Origin of the sequence: Micromonospora sp. NPDC085948, from assembly GCF_040686315.1 — a bacterium.
Lineage (GTDB): Bacteria > Actinomycetota > Actinomycetes > Mycobacteriales > Micromonosporaceae > Micromonospora.
In genome coordinates this window covers 236503-253471 of sequence record NZ_JBFBJW010000002.1, presented here as the reverse complement: position 1 = coordinate 253471, position 16969 = coordinate 236503, and the positions used below count along the sequence as shown (strand labels likewise).

At 71.9% G+C, this 16969-nt stretch carries 18 protein-coding genes and 1 tRNA gene; 9 read left to right on the top strand and 10 right to left on the bottom strand.

Annotated features, from left to right (window positions below; all coding sequences use genetic code 11):
* Positions 1 to 24 precede the first annotated feature (24 nt).
* From AB0O48_RS06935 to AB0O48_RS06925, 3 genes are all read right to left on the bottom strand, one after another.
* On the bottom strand, positions 25 to 267 hold the full coding sequence (locus AB0O48_RS06935) for a type II toxin-antitoxin system RelE/ParE family toxin (RefSeq protein ID WP_357570811.1): 243 nt from the start codon (positions 265 to 267) through the stop codon (positions 25 to 27).
* Positions 264 to 563 (bottom strand): type II toxin-antitoxin system Phd/YefM family antitoxin, encoded by a 300-nt coding sequence (locus AB0O48_RS06930; RefSeq protein WP_357252642.1) that lies wholly within the window; start codon positions 561 to 563, stop codon positions 264 to 266. The genes AB0O48_RS06935 and AB0O48_RS06930 overlap by 4 nt, the downstream gene beginning before the upstream one ends.
* A 69-nt stretch (positions 564 to 632) precedes the next feature.
* Positions 633 to 2603: an NAD-binding protein gene (locus tag AB0O48_RS06925; protein ID WP_357252646.1), complete on the bottom strand. Its 1971-nt coding sequence runs from the start codon at positions 2601 to 2603 to the stop codon at positions 633 to 635.
* Positions 2604 to 2698: 95 nt separating this feature from the next.
* On the opposite strand from AB0O48_RS06925, the gene AB0O48_RS06920 reads away from it, so the two are divergent.
* From AB0O48_RS06920 to AB0O48_RS06905, 4 genes are all read left to right on the top strand, one after another.
* Positions 2699 to 3181, top strand: a complete 483-nt coding sequence (locus AB0O48_RS06920) for an MSMEG_6728 family protein (RefSeq protein ID WP_357252649.1) — start codon at positions 2699 to 2701, stop codon at positions 3179 to 3181.
* Between the two features lie 29 nt (positions 3182 to 3210).
* Entirely contained in the window at positions 3211 to 4764 is a 1554-nt protein-coding gene (locus AB0O48_RS06915; RefSeq protein WP_357570810.1) for an FAD-dependent oxidoreductase, read from the top strand.
* Positions 4765 to 4831: 67 nt separating this feature from the next.
* Positions 4832 to 6043, top strand: a complete 1212-nt coding sequence (locus AB0O48_RS06910) for a hypothetical protein (RefSeq protein ID WP_357252655.1) — start codon at positions 4832 to 4834, stop codon at positions 6041 to 6043.
* Positions 6044 to 6256: 213 nt separating this feature from the next.
* Positions 6257 to 6700 (top strand): HNH endonuclease, encoded by a 444-nt coding sequence (locus tag AB0O48_RS06905; RefSeq protein WP_357252658.1) that lies wholly within the window; start codon positions 6257 to 6259, stop codon positions 6698 to 6700.
* 61 nt (positions 6701 to 6761) lie between these two features.
* Here AB0O48_RS06905 and AB0O48_RS06900 read toward each other — a convergent pair whose 3' ends face one another.
* The gene (locus AB0O48_RS06900) at positions 6762 to 8270 is read right to left on the bottom strand and encodes a serine/threonine-protein kinase (protein WP_357252660.1); all 1509 of its coding nucleotides are present in this window, start codon (positions 8268 to 8270) and stop codon (positions 6762 to 6764) included.
* 63 nt (positions 8271 to 8333) lie between these two features.
* Complete coding sequence (locus AB0O48_RS06895; RefSeq protein WP_357252663.1) at positions 8334 to 9101, bottom strand: enoyl-CoA hydratase/isomerase family protein; 768 nt, start codon at positions 9099 to 9101, stop codon at positions 8334 to 8336.
* Between the two features lie 184 nt (positions 9102 to 9285).
* Between AB0O48_RS06895 and AB0O48_RS06890 the strand changes: the two genes are divergently transcribed.
* On the top strand, positions 9286 to 9816 hold the full coding sequence (locus AB0O48_RS06890; RefSeq protein ID WP_357252666.1) for a hypothetical protein: 531 nt from the start codon (positions 9286 to 9288) through the stop codon (positions 9814 to 9816).
* On the opposite strand, the gene AB0O48_RS06885 is transcribed toward AB0O48_RS06890, so the two are convergent.
* The 4 genes from AB0O48_RS06885 to AB0O48_RS06870 form a co-directional block, all read right to left on the bottom strand.
* A complete protein-coding gene (locus AB0O48_RS06885) occupies positions 9804 to 10448 on the bottom strand; it encodes a histidine phosphatase family protein (RefSeq protein ID WP_357252669.1) in 645 nt (214 codons plus the stop codon). The genes AB0O48_RS06890 and AB0O48_RS06885 overlap by 13 nt on opposite strands.
* A 99-nt stretch (positions 10449 to 10547) precedes the next feature.
* Positions 10548 to 10967 (bottom strand): VOC family protein, encoded by a 420-nt coding sequence (locus tag AB0O48_RS06880; protein WP_357252672.1) that lies wholly within the window; start codon positions 10965 to 10967, stop codon positions 10548 to 10550.
* A 35-nt stretch (positions 10968 to 11002) separates the two neighbouring features.
* Entirely contained in the window at positions 11003 to 11404 is a 402-nt protein-coding gene (locus AB0O48_RS06875) for an AraC family transcriptional regulator (RefSeq protein ID WP_357252675.1), read from the bottom strand.
* 39 nt (positions 11405 to 11443) lie between these two features.
* Entirely contained in the window at positions 11444 to 12418 is a 975-nt protein-coding gene (locus AB0O48_RS06870) for an AraC family transcriptional regulator (protein WP_365064359.1), read from the bottom strand.
* A 96-nt stretch (positions 12419 to 12514) separates the two neighbouring features.
* Here AB0O48_RS06870 and AB0O48_RS06865 point away from each other — a divergent pair, with 96 nt between their 5' ends.
* Positions 12515 to 13438, top strand: coding sequence for an NADP-dependent oxidoreductase (locus AB0O48_RS06865; RefSeq protein WP_365063692.1), 924 nt, complete (start codon positions 12515 to 12517; stop codon positions 13436 to 13438).
* A 232-nt stretch (positions 13439 to 13670) separates the two neighbouring features.
* On the top strand, positions 13671 to 14588 hold the full coding sequence (locus tag AB0O48_RS06860) for a copper transporter (RefSeq protein ID WP_357252682.1): 918 nt from the start codon (positions 13671 to 13673) through the stop codon (positions 14586 to 14588).
* A gap of 116 nt (positions 14589 to 14704) precedes the next feature.
* On the opposite strand, the gene AB0O48_RS06855 is transcribed toward AB0O48_RS06860, so the two are convergent.
* A tRNA-Thr gene (locus AB0O48_RS06855) sits at positions 14705 to 14781 on the bottom strand.
* Between the two features lie 341 nt (positions 14782 to 15122).
* On the opposite strand from AB0O48_RS06855, the gene ugpC reads away from it, so the two are divergent.
* The gene (ugpC, locus tag AB0O48_RS06850) at positions 15123 to 16214 is read left to right on the top strand and encodes a sn-glycerol-3-phosphate ABC transporter ATP-binding protein UgpC (protein WP_357252685.1); all 1092 of its coding nucleotides are present in this window, start codon (positions 15123 to 15125) and stop codon (positions 16212 to 16214) included.
* A 168-nt stretch (positions 16215 to 16382) separates the two neighbouring features.
* Positions 16383 to 16964 carry a hypothetical protein gene (locus tag AB0O48_RS06845; RefSeq protein ID WP_357252688.1) on the top strand — a complete coding sequence of 194 codons (582 nt, stop codon included), beginning with the start codon at positions 16383 to 16385 and terminating at the stop codon, positions 16962 to 16964.
* Positions 16965 to 16969: the final 5 nt, after the last annotated feature.

The following is a 16969-nucleotide window of genomic DNA, read 5'->3' as shown; positions in this document are numbered from 1 at the left end:
AGATAGGGCGCACAGCCAGACGGGTCATGAGTAGACATCCTTACGATGACCGACGTCGTGGACGGTCAGCTCGTCACTGTCGAGGCGGTACAGGACCCGGTAGTCACCGACCCGCAAACGGCGCCCAGATCCGTCGCGCATCTCGGTCGAATTTTGCGGCGCGGGATCGGAGACCAAACCGAGGATTGCACCCAGAACGGTCAGGAACACGTTGCGCGGCTGCTTGTGCAGCCAGACCAGCACGTCTCGGTCGATCTGAACCTTCACGCCGCCTCGCCGTTGGCCCGCTCGGCCAGAAGCGCCTCCACCTCACGTGGATCGACACCGAGCGACTCCAGCGCCGCCGACAGCGGCACGAACTCGCCTTCGGCACGAGATCGGGCGATCACCGCTGAGTCCCGGCGATCCCGGAACGCCTCGATCTCCTCCCACTCGTCAATGCCGATGAGTACGGCGACGGGCCGCTCGTACTTCGTGATGATGACCGGCTCACCGGTGCGCTCGACACCATCCAGCACCCGCCCCGCGCCGTCGCGGAATTCCCGCAGCGTGATCCTCTCCATGCACGAACTGTACCACGCGGTACCGCGCGGCCTTGATCGTCGGAGAGGTATGCAGTTGACGAGGAAGCCTCAGCTCACCTCGGCGGTCCCGTCCTGCCGGCGGGTCAGTTCGAATTCGTCTTCTGGGCCGCCGGTGGATGTCGAGGGAGCACCGCCGCCGGGAGGAACGGGATTGGCCCCGCCGGCCCCCGAGTCCGTCTGGCCCGGCACCGGGGGAGACGCCGCCACCGGGGTGGGCACTCCGCCGTGGACCGATCCGGCCGGCCGGGAGGCCGGGCCTGGCCGGGCCGGCGGGGCGGACTGGTGCGTCAGCCAGTCCAGGCCGCGCCGACGGGCGACCACTGTCAGCCGGTCGCCCGCGAAGATCACCTGGCGGGGGTCGAGGTCCTTCCACCAGATCGTCTTGGTGCCACCCGCCGGGGTGCGGGCGATCAGCCGGACCTGCCCGTCCCGGTTGACCACACCCAGCGGCCGGCCGTCCAACTCGGAGCCGGCCGCGACCGGCACCTCGGCGACCGGCAACGCGTGCCGGTCGACCGGGATCGTGGTGATGACCGCGCGCTCGGTGAGCGCCCCGATGAAGGCCGGCGCGGCCAGGTACGAGACCGAACGGGACACCCCGAGGGCGAAGGTCTCCTCCACCCGTTCGGCGAAGTCACCGTCGAAGAGCCGAAGCACCACGCGCAGGTCGGCGCGGAGGTCGCGGGCGGCGAGCGCCGCCTCCAGGTTGGCCACGTCGTCGGTGGACGCCACCACCAGCGCCTGACAGTCGACAACCGACGCGGCGGCCAGCGTCTCCGGCAGCGCGGCGTCACCGACGATCAGCGGCACCCCCAGCTGACGGGCCAGGGCACCACCGCGCGGCTCCGGATCCTTGTCGATCGCCACCACCTCGACGTCGTACTCGCGGAGCTGCGCCATGACGCGGGTGCCGACGTTGCCCAGGCCGACCAGTACGACGTGCCCGGCCCGCGCGGGCTGCAACCGGCCGGTGTGCAGGGCCAGTCGAGCGTTGACGATGCCGTCCACCACGGCGGCGGTGATCAGCGGGATCAGTGCCAACCCGGCCAGGTTGAGCACCACCTGCATGATCTGCGCGCCGGCCGACTTGGTGGTGTCCGGGTCGGCGCCGCTGAGCGTGGTGACCAGGGTCAGGTACAGGGCTTCCAGTGGGGAGGCTTCCTCGGTGCGGGAGATCAGCGCCCCCAGGACCGCGATCACCGCGAGCACCAGCATCACCGCGACGCCGATCTTGCGGGTGGCGAAGCCGCGTACCGCTCCCAGCAGCACCGAGACCGGACGGCGTCGCTGGCGGGCCCGGACGAGCCGACGGGCGGCGACCTCGGTGCCCGGCGGCTGACCGGTCGCCTCGGCGAGCACCAGGTCCGCGCCAACCTGTTCGGCCGGCAGCAGTTCCACCCCCTGCGCCTCGGTGAGGTGGGCCAGGGCGCAGACCACGTCCTGCGGGCGGACGTCGGCGCGCCGCGCCACCCGGAGCGTCTTGTCCCGATGTTGGAAGGAACTGGGGTCGACCTCGCCGAGCGCGGCGGCCACGAAGGCCGGCGCGGCCATCTCGGCGTCGGAGAGCACCTCGACCGGCGCCCTGATCAGCTTGCGTACGCCGTCGGCGAGAGTGCCGTTGAACATCCGCAGCACCTGGCGGACCTGCTGGTCGACGGCCTGCGCGCAGAGCGCCGCGTGCAGGTTGCCGACGTCGTCCTGGTGCAGCAGGGCCAATCCGGTCGCCCCGGCCAGGCCGGCGGCCTCGAAGGTGGCCACGTCCAGCCGATCCGAGCGGACCACCCGGAGTCCGCGCAACCCCGCCACGTCCGGGCCGTTGCTGCGGTAACGCTCCGGCACCACGACCGTCACCCGGGCTCCGCCCGCCGGCAGCTCGGATTCGAGCATCGCCCGGGCCACGTAGTAGGCGAGCGCGTCCTTACCGCAGATCACGTAGTGCGGGCGGGGATCACCTACCGACCGCAGCCGCCAGTTCCACTCGACCGCCCGTCGCGCCCGGTCCCGCCACGGCTCCGCCATGCCCGGATCGTAATCAGCACGGCCACCGTGGGCGACCCCGTCCGGATCATCCCGCGGCCAGGCATGCCGGCTCCCGCGACGGGTAGTGCAGCCGCATGCAGACGTTCCTCCCGTACCCGGACTTCCTGGCCAGCGCCCGCACGCTGGACCAGAAGCGGCTGGGCAAACAGCGGGTGGAGGCCATCCAGGTGCTGCGGGGGCTCACCCGACCCGGGTACGGCTGGCGCAACCACCCGGCGGTGAAGATGTGGGCCGGGTACGAGGAGGCGCTCGTCCGCTACGGGCTGGACATGTGCGCGGTGTGGACCGAGCCGGGGCGGGCGGACACCTGCGCCACCACGATGACCGTGGACCTCGCGGCCGCCTGCGGGGCCGGCGTCGTACGGACCCAGGACGAGCTGGCCGAGGCTGGTGAGTTGCCGCCCTGGCTGGGTCGCGACGACCTGCACCTGAGCCACCGCTCGTCGCTGGTCCGCAAGGACCCGGAGCACTACCGACCCCTCTTCGGTGACGACGTTCCGACGGATCTGGAGTACGTCTGGCCTGCCTCGGACCGCGCGCGCCGGTGCCTCGCGTAGAGGAGACTGCCGGAGAGAGGTAGGTGCCCATGGCGCTGTCGCAGGTGGCGGGTCGGCTCATCGGCGTACGCCAACATCTGGTCGACCCGGGCGGCGGTGGCGCGGACCACGTGCCGCGACCGAGCGCGGCGGTGGTGGTGGGCGGCGGCATCGCCGGCATGTCGGCGGCGGTGGTGCTTGCCGAGCGGGGCGTGGCGGTCACGGTGCTGGAGGCGGCACCGACGCTCGGCGGTCGACTGGGCGCCTGGCCGGAGGCGCTCGCCGAGGGCAGCCAGCAGAACGAGCACGGTTTCCACGCGTTCTTCCGGCAGTACTACAACTGGCGGTCCATCCTCCGCCGGATCGATCCCGACCTGGGCTTCCTCAAGCCCATTCCGGGTTACCCGGTCCTCAGTACGCAGTGGCCGACCGAGGAGTTCGGCAGGCTGCCGCCCGCACCGCCGGCGAGCCTGCTCGCGCTGCTGTTGCGCAGCCCCAGTCTGCGCCTGGGCGACCTGCGCCTGATCAACCGGGACGCCGCGCTGCCGCTGCTCAGCTACGACCCGGTGCGCACCTACGCCGAGTTGGACGACACCACGGCCGACGACCTGTTGGCGTCGCTGCGGCTGCCGGACCGGGCGCGGGCGATGCTGTTCGAGGTCTTCTCGCACTCGTTCTTCAACCACGAGGCGGAGATGTCGGCCGCCGAGATGGTCGCCCAGTTCCACTTCTATCTGCTCGGCAACCCGGAGGGGTTGGCGTTCGACTGCCCGGACGAGGACTACGCCACGGCGATCTGGGAGCCGCTGACCCGGCACGTCGAGAAGCACGGCGGTCGGGTCCGCACCGGTTGCGCCGCGACCGGGGTGCACCGGGACGCCGAGGGCTGGCGGGTGACGACCACCGACGGCGGCAGTCATCCGGCGGGTCACGTCGTGCTGGCCGTCGACCCGCCGGCGCTCGCCGCGCTTGTCGCGGCCTCCCCCGACCTGGTCGAGCAGGCACCGGAGCTGACCGCCCGGATGCCCGCCTTCGGCCAGCCCGGCCCGCCGTACGCGGTGGCCCGGTACTGGTGCGACGGGGACGTGGCCGCCGAGCGGGCGGTGTTCAGCGGGGTGTCCCGCCAGCCCACGCTGGACTCGGTGACGCTCTACCACCGGCTGGAGAACGAGTCGCGGCGTTGGGCGCGGCAGACCGGTGGGTCGATCATCGAGCTGCACGCGTACGCCTGCGAGCCGGGGGTGCCGGCCGAGGAGTTGGCCGAGCGGATGCGCCGCGAGCTGATCGCGCTCTGGCCGGAGGCCGGCGACCTGCGGGTCCGCGAGCTGCGGGCCCGGGTGGAGGCGCAGGCGCCGGCGTTCACGCCGGGCAGCCACGCCTGGCGACCGGGGGTACGCACCGACGCGTCCGGCCTCTATCTGGCCGGCGACGGCATCGCCACGGACTTCCCGAGCGCGTTGATGGAACGCTCCGCGGCGACCGGGATCATCGCCGCGAACCACATCCTGCGCGCGGAGGGCGGCGCGGCGGAGCCGGTGCGGTCGATCCGGCCCCGGGGGCTGCTGGCCCGTCGCGCCAGCCCAAACCGACAAAACACAACATAAGCATCGGTACGCTGCCGTACGCTTGGTTGATCAACCGTCGATCGACCGGGCGGGAGGGCAGCGGGGGATGTCACCACTGCACCGCGCCGGCGCGGAGAACCGCCCACCAATCGGCGAGATCGGCCGCGACGACGCGTACCCACTGATCCACGACGAACGCGCCTGCATCGTCACCGCACTGCGCCTGGGCTGGTGGATGGCGGACGCCTACCACCACGGGCAGCACACCGAGTTCGGCGCCCCCGTCGAGGCCCGACCACCCGTACCGCCGGCCAAGCTCTCCAACCTCACCGAGATGTCCGCCCACCGGCGGATGCGCATGTACCTCGACGGGGTGGACGTCGCGCTGGCCCAGATCGCCGAACTCACCCGGCACACCGGGCCGGTGCCCGACACGTCCGCCGCCCGGACCCTGCTGCCCGACCCGGGTCGGCCCGACCCGGCCGACCCGGTGCCGCTGCTGCTCGCCCTCGACGACCTCAACGTCGAGGTGCTGCGCTGGGCGATGGCCACCAACCACCGGGTCGGGCTGGCCTACCGGCTGGGCCGATCAGTGGCCGACACCGTCCGAGCCGGCGACGCCACCCAGTTGCTGAAGCAGTTCGGGGGTCGGCAGATCCAGATCAGCCGCTGGCTGGACGAGTTGGCCAGCGTGCTGCCGCCGTACTCGGCCGCGGTGGTGCGCCGGTCGCTGGCCGCCTGGGCGACCGCGGTGGACCGGGCCGGCCACGGGGACCCGGCCGAACCGGCGCCCGCCGAGCTGAGCCGCGCGCTGCGGGGCCAGGGTGACCTCTGGCGGGACGTGCTCACCGGCGGCCTGCACCCCCGCGACCTGCTCGACGAGGAGGACTACGCGGTGATCGCCCGGAACCTGATCATTCGGGATCGGCGGCTGGTGGCGCAGGCGGCGCGGGGCATCTTCTGGCCCGTGCTCGTACCCCTGCTGCTGGTGCTCTTCGCGGTGGTCGGCGTGAGCGCCGCCGCGGCCGCCGGCTCACCGACCACTCGGGCCACCGTCGCCCTGGTGGGTCTCGGCGCCGGCCTGGCCGCGATCTGGCGGTCGGTCTCCGGGCCGGCGCTGGCGGTCGCCGGCGAGGTCAACCGGCCCCTGCTGGACAGCGAACTCACCGCGCGCATGGCACTGCGGCTGGACCGGCCGCTGACCGCCGCCCGGCGCACGGCGGTCGTCGCACCCCGGACCCGCCGTCCACGCCGCCCGGAGGAGCCGGGCGGTCGATCGAAATACGTTGCCCCCCTCACCCACCCCGACCTACCGTGATCAGGCAAGGTCAACCACCGCCGCGGGAGCAGATCATGACGATGTCGCACGTCAGCACCGTGCCGTCGACGCTGCCCGGCGACGGCTGCCGAGCGGAAGGTCCCCGGGCGGGCCGGCCCGACTGACGCGTACCCGTACGCGCCGAGCCGCCCCGTCCACCAACCGGACCGGGCGGCTCTTCGCTGTCCGTCACCATCGTGAAAGGAAGCCCCGGTGGACGCCGTCCTCGTCATCAACGCCGACCTCGGCCCGCTGCACCGGGTCACCGTTCAACATGCCGTGCGGATGCTCTGCCGCCGGGTCGCCGAGATCCACGAGGCCGAGCCGGACCAGGTGATCGGCGTCTTCCCGATGCCCCGGGTGGTGCGGCTGGTCCGCTACGTCGTCACCAGGTGGAGGTTCAGCGGCGGGCCGGCCTGGTCCCGCGCCGGGGTCATGCGCCGCGACGACCGCTGCTGCGCGTACTGCGGTGGGCCGGCCTCCACCATCGACCACATCCTGCCCCGCTCGCGCGGCGGCCGGAACACCTGGCGGAACACCACCGCCGCCTGCTACGGCTGCAACCAGCGCAAGGGTGACCGGACGCCGGCCGAGGCGGGCATGCCGCTGCGCCGGGAGCCGGTGAACCCGGGCTGGGGAGCACTCGCCGGGCGGTGACGGACCGGCCGGCGGGAACGGGGGGCCGCGTCCCGGGGCGCGGCACCCGCCGGCCCCCGGGTCAGGCGGCGCGTTCCTTCACCTGCGGGTTCGGGCGGCCGTTGGGGCAGTTCACCCGGATCTCGCTGCGGTGCTCGGTGGAGGTCAACTCGACCCGGATCTGCTTCGCCGGGCCCGGGTCGTAGGCCTCCGCCCGAAATCCGGGCGCGAGTGCCACCGCGAGCACCTCGGCGGACTTCCCCACGCAGCGGACGGTGATCGTCCCTCCTTGCGCCTGCACTGGCATGTCCGCGGAAAGGGTGGGCGTCGACGCGGCCGGGCCGGGCGTGGTCGGCGTGGGACCGGGCGCGGTGGCGGTCGGGGCCGCTGTCGGGGCGGGGGTCGCCGTCGGGTCCGGACCGGTCGGGGGGCCGGTCCGGGCAGCAGGCGCGGTGTCCTGGGCCGGCGGGACGGCGGACGGCCCGGTCGTGATCTCGTCGGCCGGCTCCGCAGCGTGTGGCATCCCCACGGCGGTGGTGCCCGGGCCCCGGCCGGTCGGGGGAGGACCCTCCTCCGGTCGACGATTGCCGAAGTCGCCGAGCGACCCGGCCATGGTGATCGCGGTGAGCACCGCGCCGCCGACCGCCAGGATGGCCCGATGACGACGCCGACGCCACGACAGGCGTCTCGTCGGAGCGGCCGAGTCGGCGGTCGCGGTGTCGGTCGGCTCGGCTGGGCCGGCCTCCGGTGTCGCGGTGACGCCCGTCCCCTCGGACGTCGCTCCGCTGATGGCGGCGAGCAGGATGCGGGCCGCCTCCGCGGCCGGCGGCCGATCGGCGGGGTCGCGGGCCAGACACCAGCGGTAGAGCCGGTGGACCTCGGGCGGCACACCGTCGATCTCCGGCAGCGGGTCCGGCTCGACGTGCGTGTGCGCGCGGAGCATCCCGGTCTGCGTCTCGGCCGCCCACGGCAGCCGGCCGGTGAGCACCCGGTGCAGCAGGAGGCCCAGGGCGTACACGTCGCAGGCCGGCAGCACCTCGCCGGCCTCCAGTCGCTCCGGGGCGAGATAGGCCGGAGTGCCCAGCAGCCGCCCCTCGAAGTCGATCTCCGACTCGCCGGCGACGGCCGCGATGCCGAAGTCGAGCACCTTGGCGCCGGTCGGCGTGAGCATCACGTTGCTCGGCTTGATGTCGCGGTGCACCAACCCCTGAGCGTGCGCGGCCGTGAGAGCAGCAGCCACCTCGGCGCAGACCCGTAGACCGTCGCGCGGCGGCATCGGCCCGGCCGCCAGCCGTTGTTCGAGAGTGAGACCGTCGAGCAGTTCCATCACCACGAACGGGACCGGCGAACCGTCCACCGGCGACTCGCCGTAGTCGTACACGCCGGTGACGTGCGGATGCGACAGTCGGGCAGCCGCCTTGGCCTCGGCCCGGATCCGCTGCCGAGCGAAGGTGTCCGAGGCGACGAGCACCTTCACCGCGACATCTCGTTCGAGCACCTCGTCGTACGCCCGGTGCACCGCCGACATGCCGCCACTGCCGAGACGCTCCAGGAGCCGATAGCGGCCCGCAAGCAACTGATCACGCTGCACGACGGACAGCCTGCCGTACCGGCCGGCAGCGGGCCACCCCCTCCCCGCCGGCAGCCCGCGCACTCAGTCGTCGCTCGGCGGCCGCCAGGCGAAGCGCGGCGCACGCCGCTCGGCCATCGCCGCGACCCCCTCGCGGGCCTCGCCGGTGGTCAGCACCTTTCGATGCCACCAGGCGATCCGGGCCGCCCCGGCCCGGTCGTCGATGATCTCCTTCGCCGCGGCGATGCTCAGCGCCGACCGTTGGGCGATCGTCGCGGTCAACTCGTCCACCCGCGCGGCGAGCCGGTCCGGTGGCAGCACCTCGTCGACCAGGCCGACCCGCAGTGCCCGCTCGGCGTCGATCAGCTCGGCGGTGAACAGCAGATGCTTGGCGGCGGACGGGCCGACAAGCCGGGCCAGCCGGCGGGTCGTCGGTGCCGGATAGACCAGACCGAGCCGGGCCGGGGGTACGCCGAAACGGGCGTCCTGCGCCGCGATCCGCAGGTCGCAGGCGACCGCGAGCTGCGCACCACCGCCGACGCAGGCACCCCGGATGGCCGCGACGGTCGGCTTCGCGAAGCCGGCCAGCCGTTCCTCGGCGGCCACCGCGATGCTGGCGTCGCCGGCGTCCAGCAGCTCGGTCAGATCACCCAGGTCCGCCCCGGCGCAGAAGGCGTCGCCCGCGCCGGTGAGCACCAGCGCCCGCACATCGGGGTCGGGTTCCAGCCGGTCGAGCAGCTCCGGGAGCCGACGCCACATGGCGGCGGTCATCGCGTTGCGCCGGGCCGGGTTGTGGATCACCACCGTCGCGACCGGACCGGTCACCTCGACGGTCAACTCCGCGTCCGACACGTCCGCTCCTTCCGCGCCACCGTGGAGCGGCGCCGCCAATCTGAGCGACGCCGCCAATCTGACCGCCGGCGTCGCACGCCGGTGCGGCGACCATAGCGAAGACGATCGGCCAAGCCCGGCGCAGGCGCGCTGCCCAAGCAATCTCGGGGGGGAACCAGCGGTTGGAATCGTTCGTCCGACGGACATGAGACCCGCATCGACGACCGCCGTCACGATCGCGCTCCTGACCGCCGTCCTGACCGGTTGCACAGGCGTCGACCGAGCTCCCACCACCCCGACCCAACCCTCGGCCAGCGCCGCTCCCGGCCCGGCCGACACCGCCACCCCGCCGCCCACCGGCGGCCCCGCGACCAGCGGCACGCCAACCCAGGTCATGTTGCGCACCTCCGGCGGCTTCGCCGGCCGCGGTGACGCCGTGACCGTCGAGCCGGACGGTCGGTGGACCGCGGTGGACCGGGCCGGCAGTCGACGTACCGGCCAGCTCACCCCCGCCGACCTCGGCCGCCTGACGGGACTGGCCGCCGACCCCCGGCTGGCCGCCGAGGCACGGCAGCCGACCCGCTCGACCACCTGCTCGGACGCGTTCAGCTACCGGCTCACCGTGGGCGGCATCGAGACCGGCTACGTCGACTGCCCGGCCGACGCCAGCCCACCGCCGGCCACCCAGGCCCTGGTCAAGCTGCTGCTGCGGGCAACCGGCACTCAGACCAGGTAGTCCGGGGGCAGGCCGGTACCCCGCAACTCCGGCGGAAGGTGGGCCACGTCGTTGACGGCGATCAGATTCGGCGGGCCGGCCGGGCCGTACCGGATCACGGTCAGGCCCGCGTTGTGCAGATTCAAACCCAGCCAACGCCGCTCCGGCGCGTCGAGCGCGTGCCGCACCAGCCAGGCGATCAGGAAGCTGTGCGTCACGACCAGCTCGCGGACCGGCTCGCCGTCGGGGGCCTCCCCGGGAACCGGGCCGGCGAACCGCCGCACGGCCGCCGCCGTCACCCGCGGCCCGTCGACCCGTTCGGCCGCCGAAAACTGCGCCAGGAACTTGGCGTACGCGGGTGGCAGGCCGGCCGGGTCCGTGTCGTGTGGGAGGTGGTCGCCGGCCAACTCCGACGCGTACACCGGGCTCTCGGGCAGCGACCCGGCGACCAGCTCGGCGGTCTGCGCGGCCCGGCGCAACGGTCCGTGGTGGACGGCGGCGAACCGGCGGCCCCGCAGGCGCTCGCCGAGCAGCGCGGCCTGCTGCCGGCCGCGCTCCGTCAGGCCCGTGTCCGGCTCGCCGTCGTCCGACTCCCGCACGGCGGTCAGGTCCTGCTCGGCGTGTCGGGCGAGGTACAGCAGGCGAGTCAGCATGCCGCCCACCCCAACACACCGGGAGGCACGGGCTCCACCCCGCACCTCCCGGTCCTGCGGCCGTCAGCTCAGTCGGCCCGGCCGACGCCGTCCGCTCCCCTACGCCCGCGGGAACATCTGGCCGATGCGGATCCGGTTGCCGAACGGGTCCCGGATGCCGAAGTCGATCCCGTACGGGCGCTCGGTCGGCTCGTCGGTGATCTCGACGCCCTTCGCCACGAGTTCCTCGTGCGTCTTGTGGGCGTCGTCGGTCGTCATGAAGAGGTACCCACCCAGGGCGCCCTTGGTGAGCAGCTCGCGGACCTGCTCGGCGGTGGCCGGGTCCAGCGCCGGTGCGCCCGGCTTCTCCAGCAGGATCTCCCGCTCCGGGTCGCCGGGCAGGTTGACCGTCAGCCACCGCATGAAGCCGAGATCCTGGTCGGTGTTGACCTCCATGCCGAGCTTGTTCACGTAGAAGTCGAGCGCCTCGTCCTGGTCGAGGACGTAGATCTGGGAGCGGCTGATCGCGTTCATCGTCATGCCCATGACGTTAGAGGGCGCCCGTGACCTGCTGCTTATCCAAAACTACTTGGTCGGGTCCAAGCCTTGGCGAAGCACGACGGCACGTTGCTCGGCGCGACGCGGTGCCGCCGGAAATCCGAGGGTGACTCGCCGACGATCTGGCGGAACGTCCGGCTGAACGTGCCCAGGCTGCTGAAGCCGACGGCATAGCAGATGTCCGTCACGTCCCGATCGGTCTCCACCAGCAACATCATCGCCCGCTCCACCCGGCGGCGTTGCAGGTAACGGTGCGGTGTCTCACCGAACGTGGCCCGGAAGGTGCGGATGAAGTGCGACTCGGAGACGTACGCGATCCGCGCCAGCGCGGGGATGTCCAGCGGCTCGGCGTACGCCCGGTCCATCGCGTCCCGAGCACGCAGCATCGCCCGGTTCGACTCCTCCACCGCGCGACTCATCGGCCCCCGTCCCGCTTTCGCTCACTGCCAGGCTCCAGGCTATCGGGCCGACCAACCGACACGGGCAGTCGTCGCCCTCGGCGGACCGGCGCAGCGGTATCTGCCGGGGGCGACCCCGTATCGACGCTTGAACGCGCTGGCAAAGGCGAACTCCGACCGGTAGCCGACCTGGTGCGCGACGGCGCTCAGTGGGGCATCGGACTCCCGAAGGAGCCGGGCCGCGATGGTCATCCGCCACCACGTCAGATAGCTGAGCGGCGGTTCGCCGATGAGGGTGGTGAAGCGACGCGCGAACGGCGCTCGGGACAGCCCTGCCTCGGAGGCCAGCGTCGCGACCGTCCAGGGCCACGCAGGGTCACGGTGCATGGACCGCAGGGCGGCGGTGATGGCCGGGTCGTTGAGCGCCGCAGCCCAGCCGGTGGCGACACCGCTGGTGGCCTGCTCGTCGAACCAGGCGCGCAGGATATAGAGCAACAGCGTGTCCAGCAGGGCGGGCACTATGGCATCCGTGCCGAGGCGGGGTCTTTGCAACTCAGCGGCGAGCAGGGCCACCGTGGCGCGCAGTTCGGGCTGACGCCCGAGGTGGGCGGGGAGGTGGATGAGGCCGGGCAGGTCGTCCAGCAGCGGATGAGTGCGGGCCCGATCGAGCTGGTAGGCACCGCAGAGCGTCACCGCGGTAGGACCGCCGGTGCCGACAGGTTCGCCTACGGTGGCGGTGGCGTAGCGCTGAAGGAACCGTCCGTCGTTCGGGTCGCAGGCGGGCGCGACCAGTGGGGTCGACGGACTGTCGGCAAGGGCGTGTCCCCTGCCGTGCGGTAGGAACACCACATCCCCGGTGGCCAGTGACACCGGGTCGGTGTCCGGCGGGATGAGCCAGCACGGCCCCTGCAGGATCATCTGGAAGCCCGCGGATCCCGGCACGGGGGCGAATCGTTGCGCCCACGGCGCCTGCCATTCCACCCGCGCTGATCGTGGCTGGCCGGTACGCATGACCGCTATCACGTCGCTGAGCACATCCACTCGGCGAGAGTATCGACGTCGAGACGATCGAGCATGAATCAAGGATCGAGGCAGATGGTCCGTCCTCGGCTTGCTCCATAGGTTCGAGGTATGAAAGCAGCCCGATTCCACGAGTACGGCGATCCGACCGTCATCCGTTACGAAACCGTCCCGCGCGCGGTGCCCGGCCCGGGTGAGGTACTCCTCCGGGTCGCCGCATCCTCGTTCAATCCCACCGAAACGGCGCTGCGGTCCGGGCTTCTGCGGTCGATACTCCCGGTCGACCTGCCGTACACGCTCGGCTGGGACGTCGCAGGCACCGTGGTCGAGATCGGTGGTGGCGTGCACACTCTCTCCGTCGGCGACCGAGTCATCGGCCGGCTCGACGGCGGCGGCGCCGCAGCTGAGTACGTAGCCGCCCCAGCCGACACCCTTGTCCCGGCACCCGCCGCCATCCCGCTCGCCAACGCCGCCGCCATGCCTGTTGCCGGCCTCACCGCGTGGCAGGCGGTGTTCGAGCATGGCCGCGTCACGTCCGGGCAGCGGGTCCTGGTCAACGGCGCGGGTGGCGGCGTCGGCGGGTTCGTCGTCCAACTCGCCAGGCACGCCGGAGCGCAGGTCATCGCCACGGCAAGCCCGCGCAGTGCCGCCGCCGTCCGCCGGTCCGGCGCTGACCAGATCATCGACTACACGGCCACGCCGGTCGGCGATGCGGTGGAGGAACCGGTCGACATCGTCCTCAACCTGGTCGCCATCAGCCCCGTGGAGGCTGCGGCCCTGGTGCCGTTGGTTCGGCCCGACGGTGTCATCGTCTCCGTCACCACCCCGATCGAACCACCTCCCGACGTCCCACTGCGCGCGGTGCACATGGTCGCCCGAAACGACGTGAATCACCTGGGCGCGCTGGTGAAGCTCGTCGACGCCGGCGCAGTCCATCTGGACATCGCCGCGTCCCGCCCGTTCGCCGATCTGGCCGCGGTGCACGACGACGCCGAGTCCGGCCGCACCCGCGGCAAGATCATCCTGATGCCGTGACGGAACCCGTGGGCCGTTGCCGTGGTCCGGTCGACTCGTGGCAGTGACCATCTCGTGGCAGCGACCATCGGAAATGCCTGATGGAACTGGAATGCCGTTCAGGGCCAATCGACTGCCGTCAGCCGCCGTATGATCATCCAGGTTACCGCCGCTTTCTTGCCGGCAGCGGGCGGGCTCGCACCGCGCGGGTTGTCCCAGTGACTCGCACGGACCTCGTCACTAAGGTGCGCCGATGATCAATTTTCGCTACCACGTCATCTCGCTTGCCGCGGTGTTTGTCGCCTTGGCGGTCGGTGCGGTATTCGGCACCGCCGCAGCGAACGGTTACGCCACCGACGTGCTCCGGGGCTCGATCGATGCAGCGCACAAGACCAACGATCAGCTTCGTCAGACGACCGACGACCTCCAAGAGGAGGCGAGCCGTAAGGACGACTACATCAACGACACGGCGCCCGCAGTGCTGCGCGGGACGCTGGCCAACCGCCGAATCGTGGTACTGACGACACCGTCCGGACGCGACCGTGCCGAGGGCGTGATCGAAAAGCTTGAGCTGGCCGGCGCCGCCGTGTCCGGGCCCATCCACATCCAGGAAGCATTCTTCGACCCGAAGAACAGTCTGGACCTGCTTGGGCTGACCCGCCGTAGCAGCCCTCCGCCGATCACTCTGCCGGGCAACAGCAACGGAGTCGAAACCGCTAGCGCCCTCCTGGCCACGACTCTGCTCGGACCGGCCAGCGCCCACCATCCGACGGTGCTGCCCGCCTTCGCGAACGCCGGGTACCTCGCCGCACCCAAACAGCTCGACGGCCCCTCGGATGGGGCGGTCCTGGTGACCGGGGCACCATACGTGGAGCGAAACTCAGCCGAGCGGAACGCCGCGATCGTGACCATGGCCGCACAGATCGCCCTGATCGGACGGACCGTCTTGGCGGGCACAATCTCCGGCGACGGCAGCTCTGTCGGGATAGTCCGCGGCGACGAAGCGCTGCACGCACGGATCTCGACGGTAGACGGTGTAGCTGGGGCGCAAGGTCAGGTCGCGGCGGCGCTCGCCCTGGCTGAGCAGATTACCGCCAACCGGGGAGGTCGCTACGGCACTGCCGGTGATGCTGACGCCCTCATCCCACGGCAAACGATCACCGGCGGATGAGCTTCATGACCTCATCAGGACCGAACCCCAGCCCTCACGCATGGGCCGCACGCCGCAGCGCCGGAGTGAAACTTGACGCCCCGGCGGCGGCACCGCCCCGAAACGCCTTGTGAAATTGGAGCCCCCGGCCGGGATCGAACCGGCGACATCTCGCTTACAAGGCGAGTGCTCTGGCCAGCTGAGCTACAGGGGCGCGTGCGTCGAGGTCAGCATAGCGAGTGACGTCCGGATATCCCGCTCGCGAGGCCTCCCGAGCATTGGAAACGTCAACAACCCGACGCGCAAGGGTCCACGGGCGTGTCGATTGGTGGTTGAGCGTGCCCGAGTGACCGGAATGCGTAGGCCGTGGGCCAGGTTGGGTGCCGCCCTGCCTTGGCAGCAGGGGGAAACCCGTTTACGGTTCACTGACACGGGAGACAGCCCGGTGCCCCCGCGCGCCGAGCCGCCGTCCGCTGACCGGCACGGATACGTGCCGGTCGCTCCTTCACTCGGATCGTCCGGCACGTTCCTGCCGGTGAAAGGAAGCGCTTCACCATGGCTACGGTCACCTATTCCAAGGCATCCCGGGTCTACCCGGGCCAAGAGCGTCCCGCCGTCAACGAGCTCAACCTCGAGATCGGCGACGGCGAGTTCCTCGTCCTGGTCGGCCCCTCCGGTTGCGGCAAGTCCACGAGCCTGCGGATGCTCGCCGGCCTGGAGGACGTGGACGCCGGGTCGATCTACATCGACCAGCGTGACGTCACCCACCTGCCCCCGAAGGCCCGCGACATCGCGATGGTCTTCCAGAACTACGCCCTCTACCCGCACATGACGGTGTACGAGAACATGGCGTTCGCCCTCAAGCTGCGCAAGACCTCCAAGTCGGAGATCGACCGGCGGGTCAAGGAAGCGGCAGCCCTGCTGCAGCTGGAGGAATACCTCAGCCGTAAGCCGAAGGCGCTCTCCGGTGGTCAGCGTCAGCGTGTCGCGATGGGCCGCGCGATCGTCCGCGAGCCGCAGGTCTTCCTCATGGACGAGCCGCTGTCGAACCTCGACGCCAAGCTGCGTGTGCAGACCCGTACCCAGATCGCGTCCCTGCAGGCCAAGCTGGGCGTCACCACGGTCTACGTCACGCACGACCAGGTCGAGGCCATGACCATGGGTCACCGCGTAGCCGTGCTGCTCGACGGTGTCCTCCAGCAGGTGGACACCCCCCGCGCGCTCTACGACACCCCGGCGAACGTGTTCGTCGCCGGCTTCATGGGCTCCCCCGCCATGAACATCAAGACCGTCGCGCTCAACGAGCAGGGCGCCGAGTTCGCCGAGCTGAACATCCCGCTGACCCGCGAGCAGGTCGCGGCGGCCCGCGCCGAGGGTGGCAACGGCAAGGTGACCGTGGGCTTCCGTCCGGAGGACTGCGACCTGGTCAGCCCGACCGAGGGTGGCATGCCGGTCGTGGTCGAGCTGGTCGAGGACCTCGGCTCGGACGCCAACGTCTACGGGCACGCCGCGCTGGGTGGCAGCTCGGAGCGCTTCGTCGTCCGCACCGACCGGCGCACCATGCCGAACATGGGTGACACCGTGTTCGTCAAGCCGCGTACCGGTCGTAGCCACGTCTTCCACGCCGCCACCGGCGGCCGGATCTGACGTAACGCGCAACCGACAGGGGCGGTCCGCTTCGGCGGGCCGCCCCTGTCGTCGTACCGGTGGTGGCTCTTCACCCCGCGGAGCCAGCGCGGATGTGGCTCTCTGGGGTGACTCGGCACGGCGGGCCGCGCTCCTAGCCTCGTGGCACGCCCAACCCGAGGAGACGCCGTGTCCGCCACCGCTCAACCGATCAACAGTCCCCGGTCGTACCTGGTGGTCCGCCTGGCCGGCCGCAGCCTCGTCTACTGCGCGACGCTGGTGCCGGTCGCCCTGTTCGCGCTGGTGACGACCCCGTGGGGCGGGGCCGATGCCGCCGTCGCGCGGTGGCGGTCCCTGCGTACCGGACTGCTCGGCGCGCCCCCGACGCCCGTGCCCGGCCGACGACCCGGCCCGGTCGCGGTGCTGGGCCACGCGCTGCTCAGCCTGCTCCTCGGCGCGGTGGCCCTGCTGCCGCTCGGCGTCCAACTGCTACTGGTGCTGCGCGGCGTGCTCTACGGCCTGGTGGTCTCCGGGCCCTACGACGACGCCTGGGGTGGTCCGACCCGGGCCGGCGCGTGGCTGGCGCACTTCCTCATCGGCCTGCCGATCGCCGCGGCCGGCCTGGCTGCGCTGATCGGCATCGCCGCCGTGCACCAACGGCTGACCCGGCGCCTGGACGGGGAGCGAGGTCCGCGCTGGTTACTCCCGGCCACCCTGCTGATGGCGCTCGCCGGGGCGCTGCTCTTCGTCTCCTGGACCCGGCAGATCTGACGGCG